Origin of the sequence: Bacillus basilensis (assembly GCF_050630465.1) — a bacterium.
Taxonomy (GTDB): domain Bacteria; phylum Bacillota; class Bacilli; order Bacillales; family Bacillaceae_G; genus Bacillus_A; species Bacillus_A basilensis.
In genome coordinates this window covers 44773-64300 of record NZ_JBNTQO010000017.1, presented here as the reverse complement: position 1 = coordinate 64300, position 19528 = coordinate 44773, and the positions used below count along the sequence as shown (strand labels likewise).

At 35.6% G+C, this 19528-nt stretch carries 24 protein-coding genes; 10 read left to right on the top strand and 14 right to left on the bottom strand.

From position 1 onward, the window contains the following. Positions 1–227 precede the first annotated feature (227 nt). Positions 228–467, bottom strand: a complete 240-nt coding sequence (locus ACQVV1_RS23875) for a YuzB family protein (protein WP_000595026.1) — start codon at positions 465–467, stop codon at positions 228–230. Positions 468–819: 352 nt separating this feature from the next. Here ACQVV1_RS23875 and ACQVV1_RS23870 point away from each other — a divergent pair, with 352 nt between their 5' ends. The 4 genes from ACQVV1_RS23870 to ACQVV1_RS23855 all read left to right on the top strand — a co-directional run bounded on the left by ACQVV1_RS23870 (position 820) and on the right by ACQVV1_RS23855 (position 3790). Then, positions 820–1890 (top strand): NAD(P)/FAD-dependent oxidoreductase, encoded by a 1071-nt coding sequence (locus ACQVV1_RS23870; RefSeq protein ID WP_000682065.1) that lies wholly within the window; start codon positions 820–822, stop codon positions 1888–1890. 231 nt (positions 1891–2121) lie between these two features. After that, the gene (locus tag ACQVV1_RS23865; protein WP_063222111.1) at positions 2122–2295 is read left to right on the top strand and encodes an aspartyl-phosphate phosphatase Spo0E family protein; all 174 of its coding nucleotides are present in this window, start codon (positions 2122–2124) and stop codon (positions 2293–2295) included. A 54-nt stretch (positions 2296–2349) separates the two neighbouring features. Continuing rightward, complete coding sequence (locus tag ACQVV1_RS23860) at positions 2350–3009, top strand: ABC transporter ATP-binding protein (protein ID WP_431169598.1); 660 nt, start codon at positions 2350–2352, stop codon at positions 3007–3009. Further along, the gene (locus tag ACQVV1_RS23855) at positions 2993–3790 is read left to right on the top strand and encodes an ABC transporter permease (protein WP_431169597.1); all 798 of its coding nucleotides are present in this window, start codon (positions 2993–2995) and stop codon (positions 3788–3790) included. Before ACQVV1_RS23860 ends, ACQVV1_RS23855 begins: the two co-directional genes overlap by 17 nt. 201 nt (positions 3791–3991) lie before the next feature. On the opposite strand, the gene phnA is transcribed toward ACQVV1_RS23855, so the two are convergent. The 5 genes from phnA to ACQVV1_RS23830 form a co-directional block, all read right to left on the bottom strand. Next, on the bottom strand, positions 3992–4333 hold the full coding sequence (gene phnA / locus ACQVV1_RS23850) for an alkylphosphonate utilization operon protein PhnA (RefSeq protein WP_000212737.1): 342 nt from the start codon (positions 4331–4333) through the stop codon (positions 3992–3994). A gap of 235 nt (positions 4334–4568) precedes the next feature. Then, positions 4569–5363 carry a DUF2628 domain-containing protein gene (locus tag ACQVV1_RS23845; RefSeq protein ID WP_242256543.1) on the bottom strand — a complete coding sequence of 265 codons (795 nt, stop codon included), beginning with the start codon at positions 5361–5363 and terminating at the stop codon, positions 4569–4571. Positions 5364–5692: 329 nt separating this feature from the next. Further along, positions 5693–6370: a CPBP family intramembrane glutamic endopeptidase gene (locus ACQVV1_RS23840; protein ID WP_242256506.1), complete on the bottom strand. Its 678-nt coding sequence runs from the start codon at positions 6368–6370 to the stop codon at positions 5693–5695. Positions 6371–6467: 97 nt separating this feature from the next. Then, on the bottom strand, positions 6468–7346 hold the full coding sequence (locus tag ACQVV1_RS23835; protein WP_431169596.1) for a nucleotidyltransferase domain-containing protein: 879 nt from the start codon (positions 7344–7346) through the stop codon (positions 6468–6470). Continuing rightward, a complete protein-coding gene (locus ACQVV1_RS23830) occupies positions 7315–7623 on the bottom strand; it encodes a YuzD family protein (RefSeq protein ID WP_044740522.1) in 309 nt (102 codons plus the stop codon). Before ACQVV1_RS23830 ends, ACQVV1_RS23835 begins: the two co-directional genes overlap by 32 nt. Positions 7624–7829: 206 nt before the next feature. Here ACQVV1_RS23830 and ACQVV1_RS23825 point away from each other — a divergent pair, with 206 nt between their 5' ends. Continuing rightward, a complete protein-coding gene (locus ACQVV1_RS23825) occupies positions 7830–8066 on the top strand; it encodes a NifU family protein (RefSeq protein ID WP_000431159.1) in 237 nt (78 codons plus the stop codon). A 194-nt stretch (positions 8067–8260) separates the two neighbouring features. After that, the gene (locus tag ACQVV1_RS23820) at positions 8261–8476 is read left to right on the top strand and encodes a hypothetical protein (protein WP_016136920.1); all 216 of its coding nucleotides are present in this window, start codon (positions 8261–8263) and stop codon (positions 8474–8476) included. 57 nt (positions 8477–8533) lie between these two features. On the opposite strand, the gene yutH is transcribed toward ACQVV1_RS23820, so the two are convergent. Next, positions 8534–9535: a spore coat putative kinase YutH gene (gene yutH / locus ACQVV1_RS23815; protein WP_242256502.1), complete on the bottom strand. Its 1002-nt coding sequence runs from the start codon at positions 9533–9535 to the stop codon at positions 8534–8536. Positions 9536–9655: 120 nt separating this feature from the next. Here yutH and ACQVV1_RS23810 point away from each other — a divergent pair, with 120 nt between their 5' ends. Beyond that, a complete protein-coding gene (locus tag ACQVV1_RS23810; RefSeq protein WP_000665104.1) occupies positions 9656–10147 on the top strand; it encodes a phosphatidylglycerophosphatase A family protein in 492 nt (163 codons plus the stop codon). A gap of 112 nt (positions 10148–10259) precedes the next feature. On the opposite strand, the gene ACQVV1_RS23805 is transcribed toward ACQVV1_RS23810, so the two are convergent. From ACQVV1_RS23805 to ACQVV1_RS23795, 3 genes are all read right to left on the bottom strand, one after another. Beyond that, on the bottom strand, positions 10260–10739 hold the full coding sequence (locus ACQVV1_RS23805; protein WP_242256501.1) for a GNAT family N-acetyltransferase: 480 nt from the start codon (positions 10737–10739) through the stop codon (positions 10260–10262). Between the two features lie 502 nt (positions 10740–11241). Further along, positions 11242–13815 (bottom strand): FtsX-like permease family protein, encoded by a 2574-nt coding sequence (locus ACQVV1_RS23800; RefSeq protein WP_431169595.1) that lies wholly within the window; start codon positions 13813–13815, stop codon positions 11242–11244. After that, on the bottom strand, positions 13799–14587 hold the full coding sequence (locus tag ACQVV1_RS23795) for an ABC transporter ATP-binding protein (RefSeq protein ID WP_242256497.1): 789 nt from the start codon (positions 14585–14587) through the stop codon (positions 13799–13801). The genes ACQVV1_RS23800 and ACQVV1_RS23795 overlap by 17 nt, the downstream gene beginning before the upstream one ends. Before the next feature lie 197 nt (positions 14588–14784). On the opposite strand from ACQVV1_RS23795, the gene ACQVV1_RS23790 reads away from it, so the two are divergent. Further along, positions 14785–15366, top strand: a complete 582-nt coding sequence (locus tag ACQVV1_RS23790; RefSeq protein ID WP_048534641.1) for an NAD(P)H-dependent oxidoreductase — start codon at positions 14785–14787, stop codon at positions 15364–15366. A gap of 34 nt (positions 15367–15400) precedes the next feature. On the opposite strand, the gene ACQVV1_RS23785 is transcribed toward ACQVV1_RS23790, so the two are convergent. The 4 genes from ACQVV1_RS23785 to ACQVV1_RS23770 all read right to left on the bottom strand — a co-directional run bounded on the left by ACQVV1_RS23785 (position 15401) and on the right by ACQVV1_RS23770 (position 18073). Further along, positions 15401–15931: a DUF5673 domain-containing protein gene (locus tag ACQVV1_RS23785; RefSeq protein WP_242256495.1), complete on the bottom strand. Its 531-nt coding sequence runs from the start codon at positions 15929–15931 to the stop codon at positions 15401–15403. Between the two features lie 115 nt (positions 15932–16046). Continuing rightward, positions 16047–16811, bottom strand: a complete 765-nt coding sequence (locus ACQVV1_RS23780) for a TIGR01457 family HAD-type hydrolase (protein WP_063537924.1) — start codon at positions 16809–16811, stop codon at positions 16047–16049. Positions 16812–16920: 109 nt separating this feature from the next. Further along, on the bottom strand, positions 16921–17553 hold the full coding sequence (locus ACQVV1_RS23775) for a helix-turn-helix transcriptional regulator (RefSeq protein ID WP_000503346.1): 633 nt from the start codon (positions 17551–17553) through the stop codon (positions 16921–16923). Between the two features lie 79 nt (positions 17554–17632). Further along, entirely contained in the window at positions 17633–18073 is a 441-nt protein-coding gene (locus ACQVV1_RS23770; RefSeq protein WP_000274001.1) for a DUF86 domain-containing protein, read from the bottom strand. A 147-nt stretch (positions 18074–18220) separates the two neighbouring features. On the opposite strand from ACQVV1_RS23770, the gene glpX reads away from it, so the two are divergent. Both glpX and ACQVV1_RS23760 read left to right on the top strand, forming a co-directional pair. Continuing rightward, positions 18221–19192, top strand: coding sequence for a class II fructose-bisphosphatase (gene glpX / locus ACQVV1_RS23765; protein WP_000439090.1), 972 nt, complete (start codon positions 18221–18223; stop codon positions 19190–19192). 16 nt (positions 19193–19208) lie between these two features. Continuing rightward, complete coding sequence (locus ACQVV1_RS23760; RefSeq protein ID WP_000392613.1) at positions 19209–19475, top strand: DUF3055 domain-containing protein; 267 nt, start codon at positions 19209–19211, stop codon at positions 19473–19475. Positions 19476–19528 lie beyond the last annotated feature (53 nt).

The window sequence follows — 19528 nt, the reverse complement described above, 5'->3', positions numbered from 1 at the left end:
ATAATTTGTTATTTTAAGTATAAAATGCACGCTTTTAGAACACAATATGAATGTCCCCCGTTTCTCATATTTGACAACATTTGGCGATGAGCCATTCTTGCGCAAATTGTGTAAGAAACAAGCCCTTCTAAAAGGGCCTTTTTTTATTTATATACAATTTTATCTTCCCCTGCGAAATAAAATTGTATCTAATGGAAAAAGAAAAAGGTGCTGCTGATTGCAACACCTTAAAACATTGGATTTTCATCTAAATACTCATATACATTATTAACAAGTTCTTCTACTGTAGCACCTTGTACGACTTCACCATTTACAAGAGCAAATGGTCCTTCAAAACAAATACCACAATATCCTAAACAACCATACTCCATTACATCTAAATTCGGATCTTTTTCTAATTTCTCTAAAGCTGCTTGTGAGCCACTCGCAAGGTTACCTACACAAAATTCAATTAATGGTTTAATCAAAATTCTCCCCCCTGTACTACAAAACAAATTACTTTCTGACTTTATCTATAAGAAGAAAACTAAGTTTTCTCTTGTTGTTTTCGTTATACATTCTAAACTATTTAGTTACTTCACTATTTCACTTCAAAGTAGATGGTTTTATTTTATATAACATGCTATTCATAATGAAATAGTAACTAAAAAATGAAAACAGTTTACTTTACTTTTCTTCTTATTGTACAACAGAGTATTCATTCATGCATTGTTATTTGTTCACAAATTCGATATAATTTGATTGAGTAAAGTCGAAATATTTTATTAATATAAAATTGTGTGATTAGGGGATATTTCAACAGAAAAGGGGTAATCCATCATGAAACACCTCGTAATACTAGGTGGCGGCTACGGTGGAATGAGAATTCTGCAACGGCTACTTCCAAGCAACCAACTTCCGGATGATGTACAAGTGACATTAATCGACAAAGTACCATACCATTGTTTCAAAACTGAATATTATGCATTAGTAGCGGGTACAATTTCAGAAACGCATATTCGCATACCGTTTCCTGAGCACCCACGCCTTAATATTCAATACGGCACAATAACAAATATTGATCTCGAAGAAAAAGCTGTTCATCTTGATGGCGGCGAAGCAATCCAATATGATGATTTAATTATCGGACTTGGCTGTGAAGATAAATATCATAATGTTCCTGGAGCAAAGGAATATACACATAGCCTACAATCGATTGAACAAACACGTAAGACATATGAACAATTAAATAGCCTAGAACCAAATGCAACAGTTGCTGTTGTTGGTGCTGGCTTAAGTGGCGTTGAAGTAGCAAGCGAACTTCGTGAAAGCCGTTCTGATTTAAAAATCTATTTATTTGATCGAAAAGATAGAATTTTATTCCCATATCCAGAGAAATTAAGTAGATATGTAGAAGAATGGTTTGTAAAGCATAAAGTTAACATTATACGAAACTCTAACATTACAAAAGTAGAACCAAATATTGTGTACAACCACGATGAGCCACTTGAATGTGATGCAATCGTCTGGACAGCTGGTATTCAAGCAAATGAAGTTGTTCGAAACCTTCCAGTTGAACAAGATGGTAGCGGACGGGTTGTTTTAACAAAATATCACAATATTCCAAATAACGAGCACGTTTACGTTGTAGGAGATTGCGCAGCACTTCCACATGCACCATCTGCACAACTTGCTGAAGGCCAAGGAGAACAAATTGTCCAAATATTATTAAAACGTTGGAATAATGAACCACTTCCTGACGAACTACCTGTAATTAAATTAAAAGGTGTTCTCGGTTCTCTTGGTAAGAAGCATGGCTTCGGTTTACTCGCAAACCAACCATTAATGGGACGTGTACCGAGATTATTAAAATCTGGCCTTCTTTGGATGTACAAATATCATAAGGGTTAATACTTAAAAGGCTGTCTACTAATTAGACAGCCTCTTTTATTAGTTAAAATATAATTATCAGACACATCTTTCTCAATATGGATCATGATTAATTTTTCATTTTTATATTAAAAACTATTGATGAACAGTGTATGCTATTTATAAGTTGTTTTATTTCCTTTAAGACCGAAGTCATTCGGTCTTATTTTTTTATGTTGTAAATACTTTTACAGGAGGTATTCCATTTCACTTATGAACTTAACGAAACTAAACAATCGAATAGAAGTAAAGAAGAAAGAATTGATCTATCTCGTTGAAAAGTACGGATTCACTCATGATAAAGTGATTTCTTTCAGTCAAGAATTAGATCGTTTACTTAACTTATTAATAAAACTCAAGACGAAGAAAAAACGTTGCTCTTTATAACCGTTTTGCAATCTTTTTTGATACGATATAACTAGAATCAGAAAGGAGCCATCTATGTTTATATTAAAAGACGTTACATATAAAGATATACTGCACATTCCTTATTTACAGATTCAAAAAGAAAAAATCACATGTATTATCGGAGAGAGTGGGAGCGGGAAAAGTACATTGCTTCGCATGCTAAATGATTTACAATCTCCAACATCCGGTACAATTGAATACAACGGAAAGCTGATTTCTGATTATCCTCCTATTCAATTACGACGTGACGTAGTCATGCTTGGGCAAACCCCACCTATTTTTGATGGAACGATTAAAGACAATCTATTAATGGGACTTCGTCTTTCTGAAAAACCATTTCCAAATGATGATATTTTGTGGAGCGCGTTAACGACTGTTAGCTTAGAAAAAAATTTAGAAGATAACGCCGATTCATTATCAGGCGGTGAAAAACAACGACTTGCTTTTGCACGTATTGTACTTATGGATCCACCTGTTTATTTATTAGATGAACCAACCTCGGCACTAGATAGCGATACAGAACGCCGCGTTATGAAACAATTTACTATACTAGCAAAAGAAAAGAAAAAAACAGTTATCTTCATCACACACTCACAACAACTTCCAGAAGAAATTGCGGACGATATTATTGAGATTAGTAAAGCAAACGGTGCAACTAGAAAGGAAGTGCTCTCAGTTGAAGGGCGTTATTGAACTACAAATTTGGCAACTTGCCGCTGCATATATTTTTATTCTTATTTTAATCGGGCTTGTGAAATTAAAAGGAATACCTCGCGAAAAACAAATCGCGCTCGCAACATTCCGTATGACCATTCAGCTCGTACTTGTTGCATATGTCCTTACATACGTATTTGAAAACAGTAATCCATTTTATACAATTGCTCTCATTACTTCTATTACTACCTTTGCAATTTTTAATATTTATAAACGAGTTAACATCCCTATGTCCAAAGAATTAAAACGAGTAGCCGCCCTTTCCATGGTTGCCGGATCAATTGGGCCACTTCTACTATTTATCTTTGTTATTATCGGACATAATCCTTGGTATGCGCCGCAATATATCGTTCCGATTACAGGAATGTTAGTTGGGAATGCCATGACTGGTGTTTCTCTCGGTGCAAATACGTTCTTAAACAATATGAAATCACAAAGAGGTCAAATTGAAGGAGCACTTATGCTTGGTGCAACACCGAAAGAAGCAACTGCTCCGCTCATACGCGACGCTTTTGACTCTGCCATTTTACCAACGATCAATTCTATGGTCGGAATGGGGATTATAAGCTTACCGGGCATGATGACCGGTCAAATCTTATCAGGTGTATCACCATTTACAGCCATTCAATATCAAATCGCAATTATACTCGGTATTTCAGGAAGTACCGCTTTCGCTGTCATTCTCTTCTTACAGCTTGGATATAAGACCTTCTTTAATAAGCGGTGTCAGTTGAAAGAGGTTGACTATAGTGCGAAGTGAATCGTAACTCTCGCTTGGTAAATGATGCACCGTTCTCGGTGAGTGAAATTATATAGACGATTTTTCGAATATATCTATCATAACTCAAAATATATCAACGATTTTTGAAATATATCGACGATTCGACAAGGAATATCGACTTACCGACAAAAAATGACATAATAAAAAGAGGAGGCCTATTCGCCTCCTCTTTTTATTTACTTACGCCTTCTTAACGAATTGTGATTTTAACTTCATTGCTCCGAAACCGTCGATTTTGCAATCGATATCGTGATCGCCATCAACTAGACGGATACTCTTTACTTTCGTACCGATCTTCACAACTGAAGAAGTTCCTTTTACTTTTAAATCTTTAATGACAGTAACAGCATCGCCGTCTTGAAGAACGTTTCCGTTCGCATCTTTTACAACTTTTGCACCATCATTATTTTCAGCTTCTGCTTCTTGGCCCCACTCATGAGCACATTCTGGACATACGAAAAGAACGCCATCCTCATACGTATATTCTGAATTACATTTTGGACAATTTGGTAAAGTAGCCATAAATTCATTTCCTCCGTTCATTATTTATACGTAAAAATCAAAATTGATGTTTACATCTCGATAAATAAAATTTGTATAGCATTTCTTTATACTGCCATAGTCTCACGTTATTGACAAGCCTACCTGGAATTCTCATTTTTTATTTTATTTTACAAAATTTCAATTCGTATGGTGTTTCCAAGTAAAAAAGAAGAACCTTCACAAGATTCTCCTTTTCAAAATGAACGAGTTCTGACTAGAACCCCCAACCATTTTCTTCAATGTAAAATTGATACTCTTCTAACTCATCTTCGCTTAACTTCTTATTATTCTCATATACTTCTTGCCATTCAAAATAGTCTTCACTAAAATAAACAGCAAATTTAATTTTCACGTTTTTCTTCTCTGTATAATCATAACCAGTAAACTCTACTACATCATAATCTTGTTCTTTCTTCACAAGCTTCCAAGCTGGATTATCGGTCATAACCTCGAAAGTAAATCCTTCACTACTTGAACGAACGACATTTTTAATATTCGGCTCAGTTGGTAAAAGTGAGAGTCCGAACATAGCTCCACCAAACACGATTCCAACTATAATCTGGAAACCAACCATACCAGCAAAACTAGCTCCACTCTTTGATTGTAAGTAATACGCCTTCTCATGATCTGGCATATCTTCTCCCTTATGTAATACACGAACAGCATGCTTATAATATAAACGGTTTCCTTGCCATCCAGTAAATATCATCATTCCTAATTGAAGAACTAAACTACATGTTAAATAAATCCCATCTGGAATATCTATAAAAGGAGTTACAACGATACTAGGTACCGCCAATAACGTAAGTATAATAAACAACTTATACATTTTACGATAAGCTAACCAAAAAGTTGGGAAGAAAAAGGCTACCCAATTCCACGTATTCCCTTGCGCTGGATTTTCTACTTTGCCCCACTTAAAGTCATAATAAGCTGTATTCTTTTGAACAACTTTATGCAACTCTTGCGGGGAATTTGTTTCTTGTAAAACAGTTTCCTTCACGTACATCATCCTTTTCTTCTTTCTACATACATGTATTTTATAGAAAGAAAAAGAAGGAATCTAACAAAAAGTACATATATTTCATAAAAATGAACAGAAATCGAATATATTCCTACAATTACCCGTTTATTATTCCATTTTACTTTTTAATATATTAAAATACTTATGAATGATAGGTTTAATACACTAAGTTAAACATTTTACATATTTGATAATAAAAATGTTTCACATGAAACTATTTATATTTTGTATTACCTTGCCTCTACACAATGCTTGTAAAGCCCTTTCTACTTACTACAAAATAGGAAAGACGCCCTTTTCAAAAAGGCGTCTTTTTACAGTTGAAAATTCAATAATAAATAGAATGAATTGTTGAATACATGAATCCCAATTGGAACGAGTAAATTATTTGTTTTCTTATATGTATAGGCTAAACATACACCTATACCAAAAATATATAAAATACTACCTACTGTAAGGGGGTGACCTAAAGTAAATATGAAAGCACTTATGACGGCACTACTAAGTGTAGAAAAACGCTGAGATAATTTCGCGAAAAACATACCTCGAAATACAATTTCTTCCCAAATAGGCGCAAAAATTGTGAGCACAACTACGTATAAAATGAGTTTACTTATAGTAGGCTCTATTACTCTATTAGACTCATCCACACCAAGCCCATGTGGTAAAACTACATTTAATACTGCAAGATATATAAGCAGTACAATCGTTGTTATTACTATCGTTACATAATATTTAAAATTATTGAATTGTAATGATTTTATTAAATGTAAACAGTAATTTCTCGCTGGTGCATACATTAAAATAATTACAAAAAATGTAAAAGGTGAAATGAGATGATTTACATACCACGGATATAATGAGGAGTCATATAAAAAGTTCAAAAAACCAATTCCATACATGACCCCAAAAATAATTACTATCATACTGATTACTTCGAGCATACTCATTTGTACATTCTTTTCTTTATATGTAACTAATTCCGTGTCCATCATATCCCCTCCAGTATAATTAAACATTTTAACCATTATATACCAAAAGAAATATAAAAAAAGACAATACAACCAACTGTATTGTCCATTTCCTTCCCTACCATTTCTCTCTACATGTCTCAATTAAGTGCAGTAAATACCTCTTCGTCATATCTGCCCTCCTCCACCTTGAGAGCATTCGCTTTTCTTTTGGATTCTGCCGTATTCTCGCTACTTCTTTTAATAAAAGCTCCCATTCTTCCGCTGAACGTTCTAACAAATATTGCAATCCTCTATCTTTTGAAACGATTGTTTTATGATCTAGTGTATATAAAATACGCCCCATCGTAACGACCGCTGATTCTACCCACTCTTCTATAAAGAATAAATATGGCTGCTTCGCCTTCCCACTCCAGTACTGTTCTACGTTGTATTTCATCGTATTTACTACATCATCCCACCTTATTTGAAACGAAAGGTCTTCTGCTTCTTTCCCGGTAACTGTAATACCTTGATTTTTCAATGTCCACCATGTGACTGCATTAATATCCCAATGTCCTATATTCGCCTTACCATCTGCACAATACACGTACTCATTCATTTCATCGTTGTATTTCCCTAAATCAACAAGCGGAATATACATACCATCCATTCTTTCCCCTAACGCACTACCACTAAGTTTCTTATGTAATTCTACAAGTTGTTGTTTTTCAGCCTCATTCACAGAATCACTTATTACCGTAACAAAATCAACATCGCTCGTTTCTACATGAAATGCACCAAGTGCGATAGACCCGTAAATATATACCCCGACTATTTTTTCATCCAAAAAAATTTCTTTTAATTCTACTGTGTACCGCTCCATTAACTGTTGTACTTCTGTTGGTAACGCATGCTTCACTCCATTTTTCACATCTATCCCTCCAATAAAAAAAGCCTTTGCAAATTCGCAAAGACTTCCTGCTTTATAAATATTTCTCGATTTCTTCGTAAACATCCTTCAAACGAGGATTTCCTTCTCCAACAATTTCTCCATTTACAAGAACGACTGGATAAAATAAATCTTCTTCCACTACTCGCTCTGCGAATGCTTTCTTATCTTCATCTTCTTGTTCTTCTTGAAAATCAATATACTCGAAATTAAATTTATTTTCTTTTCCTTCATATTTACGACCAATCGCCGCTTGTAACCACTCAAACGTTTCTGTTGAAGATGGCATTCCAACGCAGCTCGCACAAATTACTTTCGTCCCATACACTTGAACATTAACCATTTCTTCTCCCCCACTTCTTGTTTCAACAGTATATTCAGATGTCTTAGTACATAAGCACATCATTTTACAAACTTATTCCATATCCCTATACTGAAAAAACACGTTGTAAACATGATAAAAAATTTCGACAATAAAACAAGAACAGAAAAAATAGATTTTCCCCTCTATCTTGATTATAATAAAACTGATGAAAGGAGTCGATAAAAATGGAAAACCCACATATGCAAGAACAAGTACTAGAAGTATTAGATAAATTACGTCCATTCTTACTTCGCGATGGCGGAGACGTTGAATTAGTAGACATTGAAGAAGGTATCGTAAAATTACGCCTTATGGGTGCATGCGGAAGCTGCCCAAGTTCTACAATCACACTAAAAGCTGGTATCGAGCGCGCGTTACTTGAAGAAGTACCAGGCGTTATCGAAGTAGAACAAGTATTTTAATCTAAAAGCGGAAGCGGCTCGTTCAAAGTCACTTGCTAAAAAGAGACCCCAATGGGTCTCTTTTTTTATTCAAATATCACTTATGCGTTAACATCATAAAACAAAATTGGAAATCCTTCTCAAAAAATGCGATAATTGATACTATATAATGAATCGTTCACACATATAAAGTAAAAAACATAGGGGGACGACACATGCCAAAAATGGGGAACACTTTTTTAACAATTCAAGAACTAGAAAAGAAAAAAGAGTATTTATTAGATCTTTCATCCGTTATACCAACATGGAATGCGAGCTATCAATTTTTATTTAAAGAAATCCAGCAAGAATTATTAAGTAAAGTAAATGAAAAACTCGAAAAGCATCAATTCGTTTTAAATATATGTGCAGATCAACAGGTAGGGGCATAATGTATTACATACAATTGTAGTATAAAAAAAGAGACCTCAATCGGTCTCTTTTTTATTTTAAGACAGCCAATCTAATTTCCTAATCCCGAGCTTATCGACTGGTAAACGAAGTGAGCCATAAAAATGCTTCATAAATTGCTCAGAGCGGTTCACATCGTGTAAAATGGCTTCTAAGCGATCTCTATATATGCTTTTTTGTTCTTCGTTTCCAGTTTGGTAATAGCGTTCGACTGTTTCAAAATAGTGAAGCGGGAACAAGAGTCTTGCAAATAATAGGCGCCAACCAAATGAGGATAGTGAATAATTTCGTTCGTAATCTGTAACAAATTGAACGATTGTTTTCTCCCAGTCTTTCTTTTTTTCTATCATCATATAGCGAATCAATTCTGCCATATCTCGAGTTGGGTGATCATACACCCAGTCAAAAGGAAGTTTGAGACGCTTCGTTTGATGCCATAATAAAGGTGTGAATCGTTCTTGGCAAATTGTTGCTGCATCAGTTAATTGCGGCGTATCATCCATTTCTGTATCAACAACATATTGAATTGCATTTTCTGCAACTCCTAAGTAATACGGGAAGGATTCAATAAACAATTGATCGAATACGTCTGTAGGGTGGTTCATCACTTGTGATTGCCAAAACTTTTCTAATTGATCGAGCCTTTTTTCCCATAACGCTTTCCATTCACCAATACGGCTTAATTGCTCAACTTCTTCTGGAAAGAATGCACCTCGTTTATGGAATATAGAAAGCTCACTTCCTAATGACGTAGCATGTCGTTCTAACGCACGCATACCTTTTAATAAGCAGTAATTTTGTTCTTCTATCTCGCTTACATAGTAGCCGTGTATAGTCGGAACGAAAGTCGCTACAGTTAAATCCCCTTGCTGGTTCATATAGTCACTGAGCTTTTTCATCTCTACAAGTACTTCTTCCTCCATTTCTCCAATTGGAACAAGTACATAAATTTTGTTGCGAATCCAAAAGCTTTTATAGGGGCCAAGGGGGATTAATTCTTTAACATGCATGTGATAATGCTCATAAATATGATGAATCATCGCAGTCGCCACCTATGGTTTTTCTTTATATATATGAGCTTGTGCTCGCCTTTCATTCCTATGCACATGATAAAGCAACGAAACGTATACAAATACTAAAAAGAAAAAAAGGTGATAAACATGAAAGAATCAAATCAACTACAAGAAAGAGCATTACAACTATTACAAGAACGCGGTGTAACAATTGACGATATTGCTGAGCTTGTTCATTTTCTTCAAAAAAAATATCATCCAAATTTAGAGATGTCAGAATGCCGTTATAACGTTGAGCGTGTATTATCAAAACGTGAAGTACAAAATGCACTGATTACAGGTATCGAACTCGATGTCCTTACTGAAAAAGGAATGTTAAGTCAGCCGTTACAAGATATCGTAAAACGTGATGAAGGCTTATACGGAATTGATGAAGTGATCGCACTTTCTATCGTTAATGTGTACGGTTCTATCGGTTTCACGAACTTTGGATATATCGATAAATTAAAACCTGGTATTTTAGAATACTTAAATGATAAATCATCTGGAAAGGTGCATACATTCCTTGATGATATCGTTGGCGGAATCGCTGCCGCTGCTTCAAGCCGCTTAGCGCACAGAGCTGAGCATTCGGAATAAAGTAAAACTTTAATCAGTGGGGGTTTTGTTCATCCCCCACTGATTATTAGCCTTCACCAATCAGGCTTTTACGGGCAGTTGATGTGGGATGAAATATGAAAGACCGTCAGTTTCATACTGACGGTCTTTTGTATTCCATGAGCATAAATTCTCTCCCGCGGCTTACAAAAATAGGGCCTTGTTGAAAACCTATGTGTTTATAAAGCGTAATCGCTCTTGTATTAAATGTCGCTACACTAAGTCGAAACGTTTTCGGCTTATATTCTTTAACAGCAAAGGCTATCCCAGCTTGAAAAAACATTTTCCCCAGCCCTTTCCCTGTTAACGCTGGCTTCATGCCAAGTCCGATATCAATTACATCTTCTCCACCATATAAATTTGCATCACTTCCACCGGGCACTTGTGCATTTTCTCCAAAACAAAAATAGCCGATAAACTCCCCATTATCGTTACAACAGCCATAATACGTTCCATCTAATAATTCTTCTATTACTTCTTTCTCACCTGAAAAATCATACAAATTATAAGGTTCTTCGTACGTCCACGTATTTATCTCATTTGCTTCTTCTACCGTTAACTTATGTATATCCATCCTTCTCTCCCCTTATCAAATATTCTATATATACTCATTCATTTTTCGTGCCTCATTTCCCTCTAATTGCAATATGCAGAATTACATACGCACAGCCATTAAACAAGTGGTACAATTTATTTGAATCGCTGTTGCTACACTTCTTGATTAGAGAAAAGGCGTTAACACGGAAATTAGCGTCTTATCAACCTCAAGCAATTGGCACATTTTGTCATCTTAAAAGACACTCGAAAGAGTGTCTTTTTTTCTATATCCAACAAGGACTTACTCATTTCAAAGTATAAATACATAAAATAATGTAAATCATTACACGCATAAATCACTTTCTAAAAGTTATAAAGTAGATTCAAAATAAAAAAGCACTCTTAACTAGAGTGCTTTTTACTTTCAAACAAGGAGGCTACATATATGGATAGTACTCTCGTATTTAACTTCGGCATTGGTATTGTCATCATTTTATTCGTCTTCTTTGTTCTTTGTATGAGCGGGGTATAGCAATCTTTTATGCTGATAACTCCTTTAAAGTATCACTTAATTTAAAATTTCTTAATTGTAATGACGCAATCAATGCTGCTCCTGCTCCAAGCACCACACTAGCAAAAGCTAATATGCAAACTTGATTATACGGAATGATAATAACCGTTAGATCTAAGCTTGATAACACAATATAACTAAACAAAATCCCGCCAAAAATGCCAATACAACCAGCTATCGCTCCAAGTAAAGTTCCCTCTAATAAAACGATCCGTCTCATTTGCTTCGGAATAGCTCCTACCGCACGAATCATACTAATTTCAGCACGTCTTTCATGTAAACTTGAGACAATCGCATTCATTAACCCTATACCAGAAATAATAAAAACAATTACGACTAACAAGCGAATTAACATCATCATTTGCGATAATAACTCCTCCTGTTCTTTTAATAACTCATGACTATTAATAACCTCTACATTCTCTTTATTATTTGTAATTTGTTTTACTTGCTTCTTAATCTCTTCAAATGATTGATTAGAATTTGTCATAACTTGAATTGCTTCATATCCTTGCACGTGAAACTTATCACGAACCCATTGTTCATTTACGAAAATGTCTAATCCTCTTCCCCTTAATCCTTGCTCAATAATCGAAACGACTTTAATCGTTTGTTTTTCTTTCCCTTTTCCTTGTACTTCAATCGTATCATGCAACTGAATCCCTAATGTTTTAGCAGTTCTCTTCGTAACGACTCCCTCACCATCTTTTAATGGCTTATTTAAATCTTGTCCTGTAATCACTTTCGCTTTTGTTACTTTTTGATAAGCAACAATATCATTCCCCACAACCTCTATCACATCATATTCAAAATCATCTTTCCTCACATTTTCATACCACTCTTGATCCGCTTTTTTAAAATCATAATTTATAAGTTTCGCTGTAAAGTCAGTAACATTTGCTACGCTCTCTTCTACACCATCAATTTTTTTAATCTGCTCCATCCAACTAAATGGTAATACTTCAGTACTTTGCGATTCTATTGGAATTCTTATTACTAAATCAGCCGGTAAATGTTTTTGTAACCCATCTTTCATGCCTTCGTAAATAGAGTTTATATACATCGTCCCAACAAGCGCTAACATAAAACCAAATGCTAATATAGCAACTGACACAGCTGCCTTATTCCGATAACGAATTACATTCCGGCTACTAATTGTCGTTTCAATTCGTAATATCATTTGAAGTGGTTTTGCAATTACTGGTGCTATCATACGAATAAATAACGGAATCGCAAATAACAAACCGACCGCAAATAACAGCGCACCTATCGCACTTGGATTAAAACCGATATACTGCTCTAATATGTTACCCGTGAGTCCAATAACAGTACCAATGATTAGAATGCTAAGGCTAAAAGCACTCCATCTCTTTTCTTTTTTCTCATTACTAGGAAGACCTGGCCGAAGTGCTTGAACTGGCGGAATCTTTCTAACCATGAAAGCAGGTATAATGGCCCCTATGATAGACATAACTATCCCTAATAAAAACGTAATGAGTAAAATCTCGCCTGAAATCGAGAATGATGCTTTCCCTGCTTCCTCAATATTCACCCATTTGTTAATGAATGATGCTGCAATTGTTTGCGTACCTGCTCCAAGAATAACTCCTGCTAGTGATCCGATTGCCCCAATACATAAAGCCTCTAATAAAACGACTAATATAATTTGATTTGGATTACTACCAAGTGCACGTAATAATGCCCATTGCTTAAATCGACTTCTGACAGATAAGAAGAAACTTCCCATTATTAAAAGGGCTACAACAAATAAGGCAATACCACCTAAACTAAAAATTAATGGCTTCAGTACATTTAGTCGTTCAAATGCCTTATCTACATAAGTACGTTGGTCCACCTTTATATTTTCAATCTTTTTATGTACATCAAAAGTAATTGCTTCTTTCACATTTACATCTTGTACTTTCACTTGAACGAGATTGAATTGATTTGGTAAATTTAATTCTTTTTGAAGCCAATGGATTGGAAAATAAGCACTATGTCCCATTGACGCCATTAACGGTGGATTTAAAATACCGACAACTTTCACAGTCTTTTCACCATGCTGCGGAAATGGCAGTTTAATCGTATCTCCTACCCGTATATTTTCACGATCTATATACCCTTTTGTCAGTGCTACTTCAGCACCTTCTTTCGGATATCGTCCTTCTAATATTTTATAAGAATGCATTTCTGGAGAATCTTGCTCAACACCCCAGTAAGATGGCTTTCCCGATAATTCTTTATAATGTGGAAAAGGATACGGTATAAGTGCTTTTGATATTTTTTCAGCATTTTCTAAGCCATCTATTCCTTTTAAACTTTCATTATTTAAATACATATCGTTTTTTATATAGCCAAATTGTAAATTATAATCTCCATACCGACTTACTACTTGTTCCTTCACACTTTGTTCTACTGATTGATTACCAAGTAATAACATCGTTGCTAACATAACACCTAAAGCTGCACCGAGAGCAATCAACATATTTCGCAGCCAATTTTGTTTCATCGATTTTACCGCGTATTTAATTACCCATCGCATCACCTTTACCTCCTACTTTAAAGTGACGATTCATAATCTCTTGAATGTGAGTAACTTGTTGCGGGATATTTCGAAATTTCCATCTTTTACTTTCAGCATGTTCATGAATCACTTCACCATCTAATAAGAAAGCAACTTTATCCGCATGGGCCGCTACGAATGGGTCGTGCGTTACAATGACAGCTGTTTGTCCTAGCTCATCACACGCATTGCGAAGTGCTGCGATTATATTTTTGCTATTTTCTGAATCTAATGCCCCTGTTGGCTCATCCGCTAATAGAATAGCCGGCTCATTTGCAAAAGCTCTTGCGATCGCAACCCTTTGCTGTTGCCCACCAGATAACTGTGCTGGTAAATGCTTTTCTTTTCCCTTCAATCCAACAAGTTCTAATAAACGAGTTGCTTTCACCGTTGCCTTCTTTTGCGAGACATTATCTAACAGTAACGGCAACCCTACATTCTCTTCTGCGCTAAACACTGGAATCAAATTAAACTGCTGAAAAATAAAACCGATTTTATGCCTTCTAAATAAAGCGAGCTCTTTTTCTTTTAATGTTGAAATCTCTGTACCGTCAACTCGAATACTACCTACCGACGGAATATCTAATCCACCTAACAACTGAAGTAAGGTCGTTTTACCCGATCCACTTGCCCCCATAATACAAACGAAATCTCCTTTTTGAATTTGAAGATTAATACCTTTTAATATCTTTACTTTACTATCCCCAATATCAAATGATTTTTCTAACCTTTCAATTTCAATAATATTCATCCCCATATCCCCTTCTCTCTCTATTTACCGATCTATATATTCTATTCAGAAATGCAAAATCCCTACTATTTTGTATTTTTTTGTCACACACTAATATTTCTCATGTCAGAAAAGTTGACTCTCATAATAAAAGTAACCATAATAGTTACACGAATACATAAAAGCTATTCACATATCCACAAATAGGAGGAAGAACAATGAAACATGTAATCGTTTATGCACACCCAAATACAGAAAGCTTCAACCATGCGATTTTAGAAACGGTAAAAAGTGAATTAGAAGGAAAAGGTCACGAAGTACGCGTTCGCGATCTATACGAATTAAACTTCAATCCAGTATTAGGCGCTTCCGATTTCATCTCATTTTCTCAAGGAAACACACCAGAAGATATTAAAGAAGAGCAAGAGCATATCTCTTGGGCTGATAGCATTACATTCATTTACCCAGTTTGGTGGGCGGGACTTCCTGCTATTTTAAAAGGATACGTTGACCGTGTATTTAGCCACGGCTTCGCTTATGCTTACGGTGAAAATGGTATCGAGAAGTTATTAAGCGGTAAAAAAGGCTTACTATTATCTACAATGGGAAATACGAAAGAAGCATACACAGCAGGCGGTATGTTTGACGCAATGAAGAAAACAGCTGATGTTGGTATTTTTGAATTTACAGGCATTGAAACAATTGAGCACACATTCTATACGAGTGTTCCTTCTGTGGATGATAATGTGCGTAAACAATATCTTGAAGAAGTTAAAGATGTTGTGAATCGTGCATTTTAATAAAAAAACTCCGGCTTTAACAACCGGAGTTTTTTTATTTCATCATTAATTTCGGAATATACCTTTGAAGAATGCTTTCTAATTCATTCATATCTTCCTGTCTAATAAGTAAATTCACATTGTCATTCATTTTTTCTCGCCCGCGATATAAAAATATATTTTCTTTTGGATTTTCCCATGTTGATGTTTTATAGCCTTTCAATTCTTCGTATGAATAAAAGTTTAGTCCGTCTACTACACCTTTTTCATATATTTGTACACTTTTAATAAGATGGATGGCTATTAAAGTCATAAAACAACTTGCTACAGCATGAATACCTAGCTGAATGAGAAACTGTTCAACTGTATCAATATCGCCACTTACGTATCGAGCATATATATACATACATTGTCCAATGAAATATGCTGGTCCAAGTAATGCAACCCAACGTCTTTTCACCCGAGGATACATTGCAATGCGTTTTCCTGCGCTTTTTTTCATTTCATTTATTTTATATATCTTCCATAGAATAAAAAACAAAACACATAATGTAAAAACAAACATAATACATGACATCCAGTACATTCTTATTCTCTCCCCTTACATCACTACATTTAAATTTTACATTTTATATACTTATAGTACATATGCAATTATGCATAAAAAAAACAGGTAACCTCTTCCGGTTACCTGCATTTCATTACATCTTCTCAATCCACTCCGTCAAGTTATGCACAACTTGCGTTGGTTGAACTTCATATTCTGTTAACTTCTCCACAGTTGTGACTCCTGTGTGGACAAGAAGAGTATGCATGCCAGCATTTACTCCTGCTAAAATGTCTGTATCGTAGTTATCCCCAACCATTAATGCTTCATTCTTTTCTATGCCAAGCACTTTCAAAGCTTGTTCCATAATGATTGATTCTGGTTTTCCGATAAAGATTGGATCCACACCTGTTGATACTGCTACAACTGATGTTAATGAACCGTTACCTGGTAATAATCCGCGCTCAGTCGGAATGGCAATGTCTCCATTTGTGGAAATAAACGTTGCGCCGTTACGCACAGCAAGACAAGCTTTTGCTAATTTTTCATATGTGATGTCACGATCTAAACCGACAACAACGAAATCAGGATTTTCATCCACAAGTTCAAATCCTTTTTCCACAAGTGCATCATGTAAGCCTTCTTCACCAATCATATATACAGTTGCGTCTTGTTTACGTTCGTAAATGAAGTTTGCTGTTGCCATACTCGTTGTGAATACTTGCTCTGCTTTCGCTGGAATATCGAAACGAACAAGCTTTTCTGCCACTTGTTCTGGTTTGCGAGTTGAATTATTCGTAACGAATAAATATGGAATGCCGCGCTCTCCTAATGCTTTTACGAAGTCGCTCGCTTCTTCAATTTGTTCTTCTCCGCGATACATCGTACCGTCTAAGTCAATTAAGTAACCTTTATACATCGATTATGTCTCTCCTTCTATGCTAACGTTCTCACCTTATCATACCACTCTTATATTACCCGCTTTTTGCAAAGAAAAAAACGCTTTACCTTAAAGCGCCCCATAACGTTCATTTTTTCTCTTTTACTTGGTAAGAACAACTACAATCGCCCTCGCACATGTTTGCTAGCGTCTTTACATCTGCTCCTGCAAATAAACGCTTATACATTTCTTTTTCATCTTCACATACTTGCGGGAATCTCTCGGCAATTTCCTTTAACGGACAGTTTTGTTTTTCAATTACAAAAGAGTTCTCTCCGTCTCTCTTAATTTGAACCATATAACCATTTTTCTCTTGCATAGCTGCTATCTCTTGCACTTTATATGCTAAATTCTTTTGATTACTCACTCTCTTTTGCAACTGTTCTTCCATTCGCTTCGTTCTCTCTTTTAAAACGTAACGAAGTATTTTCTCATCACCCATTCGAGCTAAATCTTCTAGCATATCAATCGCAAATTGCTTATACTCCTTCGGGAATGTATCTTCTCCCTTTTCGCTTAATCCATACAAATAAGTTGGTCTTCCGACATGTTGTCTTACCATCTTAGAATAGATTAAACCATCTTTCTCGAGATTACTTAAATGTCTACGGATTGCCATTTCTGTAATCTCTAAAACGTCAGCCAGTTCCGCTACCGTGTGCTCTCCCTTTACTTTCAACAATTGCACAATTTCATCTTTCGTCGTACGTGCTTCCCCCATGCTTCAACCTTCTCCCTTTTCTTTCTCACATACAATATAAGATCCCCAAAAAGGTACCTTGGGGATCTTATAAGCATAATTATTCTGGTACAAATGCAGATACAGGCCCTAATTCCTTTTCTAAATAACTGCGAATATTTGCTGGGTATTTCTCTACCACTGCAATATGTTTTTGAATCGTCTTATATAATTCATCATGATTCATTTGAATATAATCTTGCGTAAGCATTTTTCGAAGAAGGATAATTTCTTTCATTCCTTGTCCATCTTCTGCACTTATCACTCGCTCGTCCATTAAAATATCAATAATATCTTCATAGCTTCCTGGATCGCGCATAATAAATCCATCAATCATCGCATTCCCTACATCTAATACACAATCAATAATTAGATGAGCTATACGTTCTAATGCGTAAAATTCAAACTCGGTTTCATATATCTTTTTCTCTTGAAATGTACTTGTTGCTCGTTCTAAACATACTAGCATTTGTTCTATTTTCTTTCTGTCTACAAAATACATGAATGTCACCTACCTGGAAATTAAAGCATTTACATTTTAATTGTAACGCTTTCTTCTGAAAAAATCGACAATTTTTCGAATTCACCTTTTCTCCGTTATTTGTTATAGTTATATTTGTATGATTTTTGAAATTGGAGGAATGGAATCTTGGAACGTGAACTCGCACTAGAAATTGTCCGTGTAACAGAAGCAGCAGCATTAGCATCCGCACAGTGGATGGGCCGCGGAAAGAAGAATGAAGCAGATGATGCAGCAACTACAGCAATGCGTGATATGTTCGATTCAGTAAACATGGCAGGTACAGTTGTAATTGGTGAAGGAGAACTTGATGAAGCACCGATGTTATATATTGGTGAAGAACTAGGAACAGGTAACGGTCCAGAAGTAGATATCGCCGTTGATCCATTAGAAGGTACAAACATCGTTGCAAAAGGTCTTGCAAATGCAATGGCAGTTATCGCAATCGCAGATAAAGGAAACCTTCTTCATGCTCCTGATATGTACATGGAAAAAATCGCGGTTGGTCCAAAAGCAGCTGGTAAAATTAGCTTAGATGATCCAATTGAAAAAACAATTGAAATTGTAGCAGAAGCTAACAATAAAAAGATTCGTGACCTAACGGTTATCGTTCAAGAACGTGAACGTCATCAAGATATTATTGATCGTGTTCGTGCTAAAGGTGCACGCGTAAAATTATTTGGTGATGGTGATGTTGGTGCGTCAATCGCAACAGCACTACCTGGAACGGGTATCGACTTATTCGTAGGTATTGGCGGAGCTCCAGAAGGCGTTATTTCTGCAGCAGCATTAAAATGCCTTGAAGGTGAAATGCAAGCTCGCTTAGTTCCAATGAACGAAGAAGAAGAAGCTCGTTGTCGTGAAATGGGATTAGAAGACCCTCGTCAACTTCTTATGTTAGACGATTTAGTATCTGGTGATGATGCAATCTTCTCAGCAACTGGTGTATCTGCTGGTGAGTTATTAGATGGCGTGAAATTCCTAGGCGGAGATTTAGCTGAAACATACTCTATCGTAATGCGTTACAAAACAAGAACAGTACGATTCATTAAAACGCATCACCATTTAGATCATAAGCCACACTTAAACTTAGATATTTAATAAAGGAGCCATGTGTATGGAAGAACGTTTCTTTCTGTACGACGATACTGTCGCTACAAAAACGCGTTTCGTTAGCTTTATGGGAGAAAATGAGCGTCATGATTTAGCGCTTTTATACTCTGATCGTCATTACGGTAAAACAATTGTCCTTGATATGCAAAGTAATAAATTTGCAATCATCGGTCCTGACGATTTAAACGAACCAGGCTACTTAGAGCACGCATTTTCTATGACTGAAGAAATTGCAGAAGAACTACGCTCATTTTTATTTGAACTTATATAATTTATCTCAAACACCAGCTATTTTAGCTGGTGTTTTTTCACTTTGAGTATTTA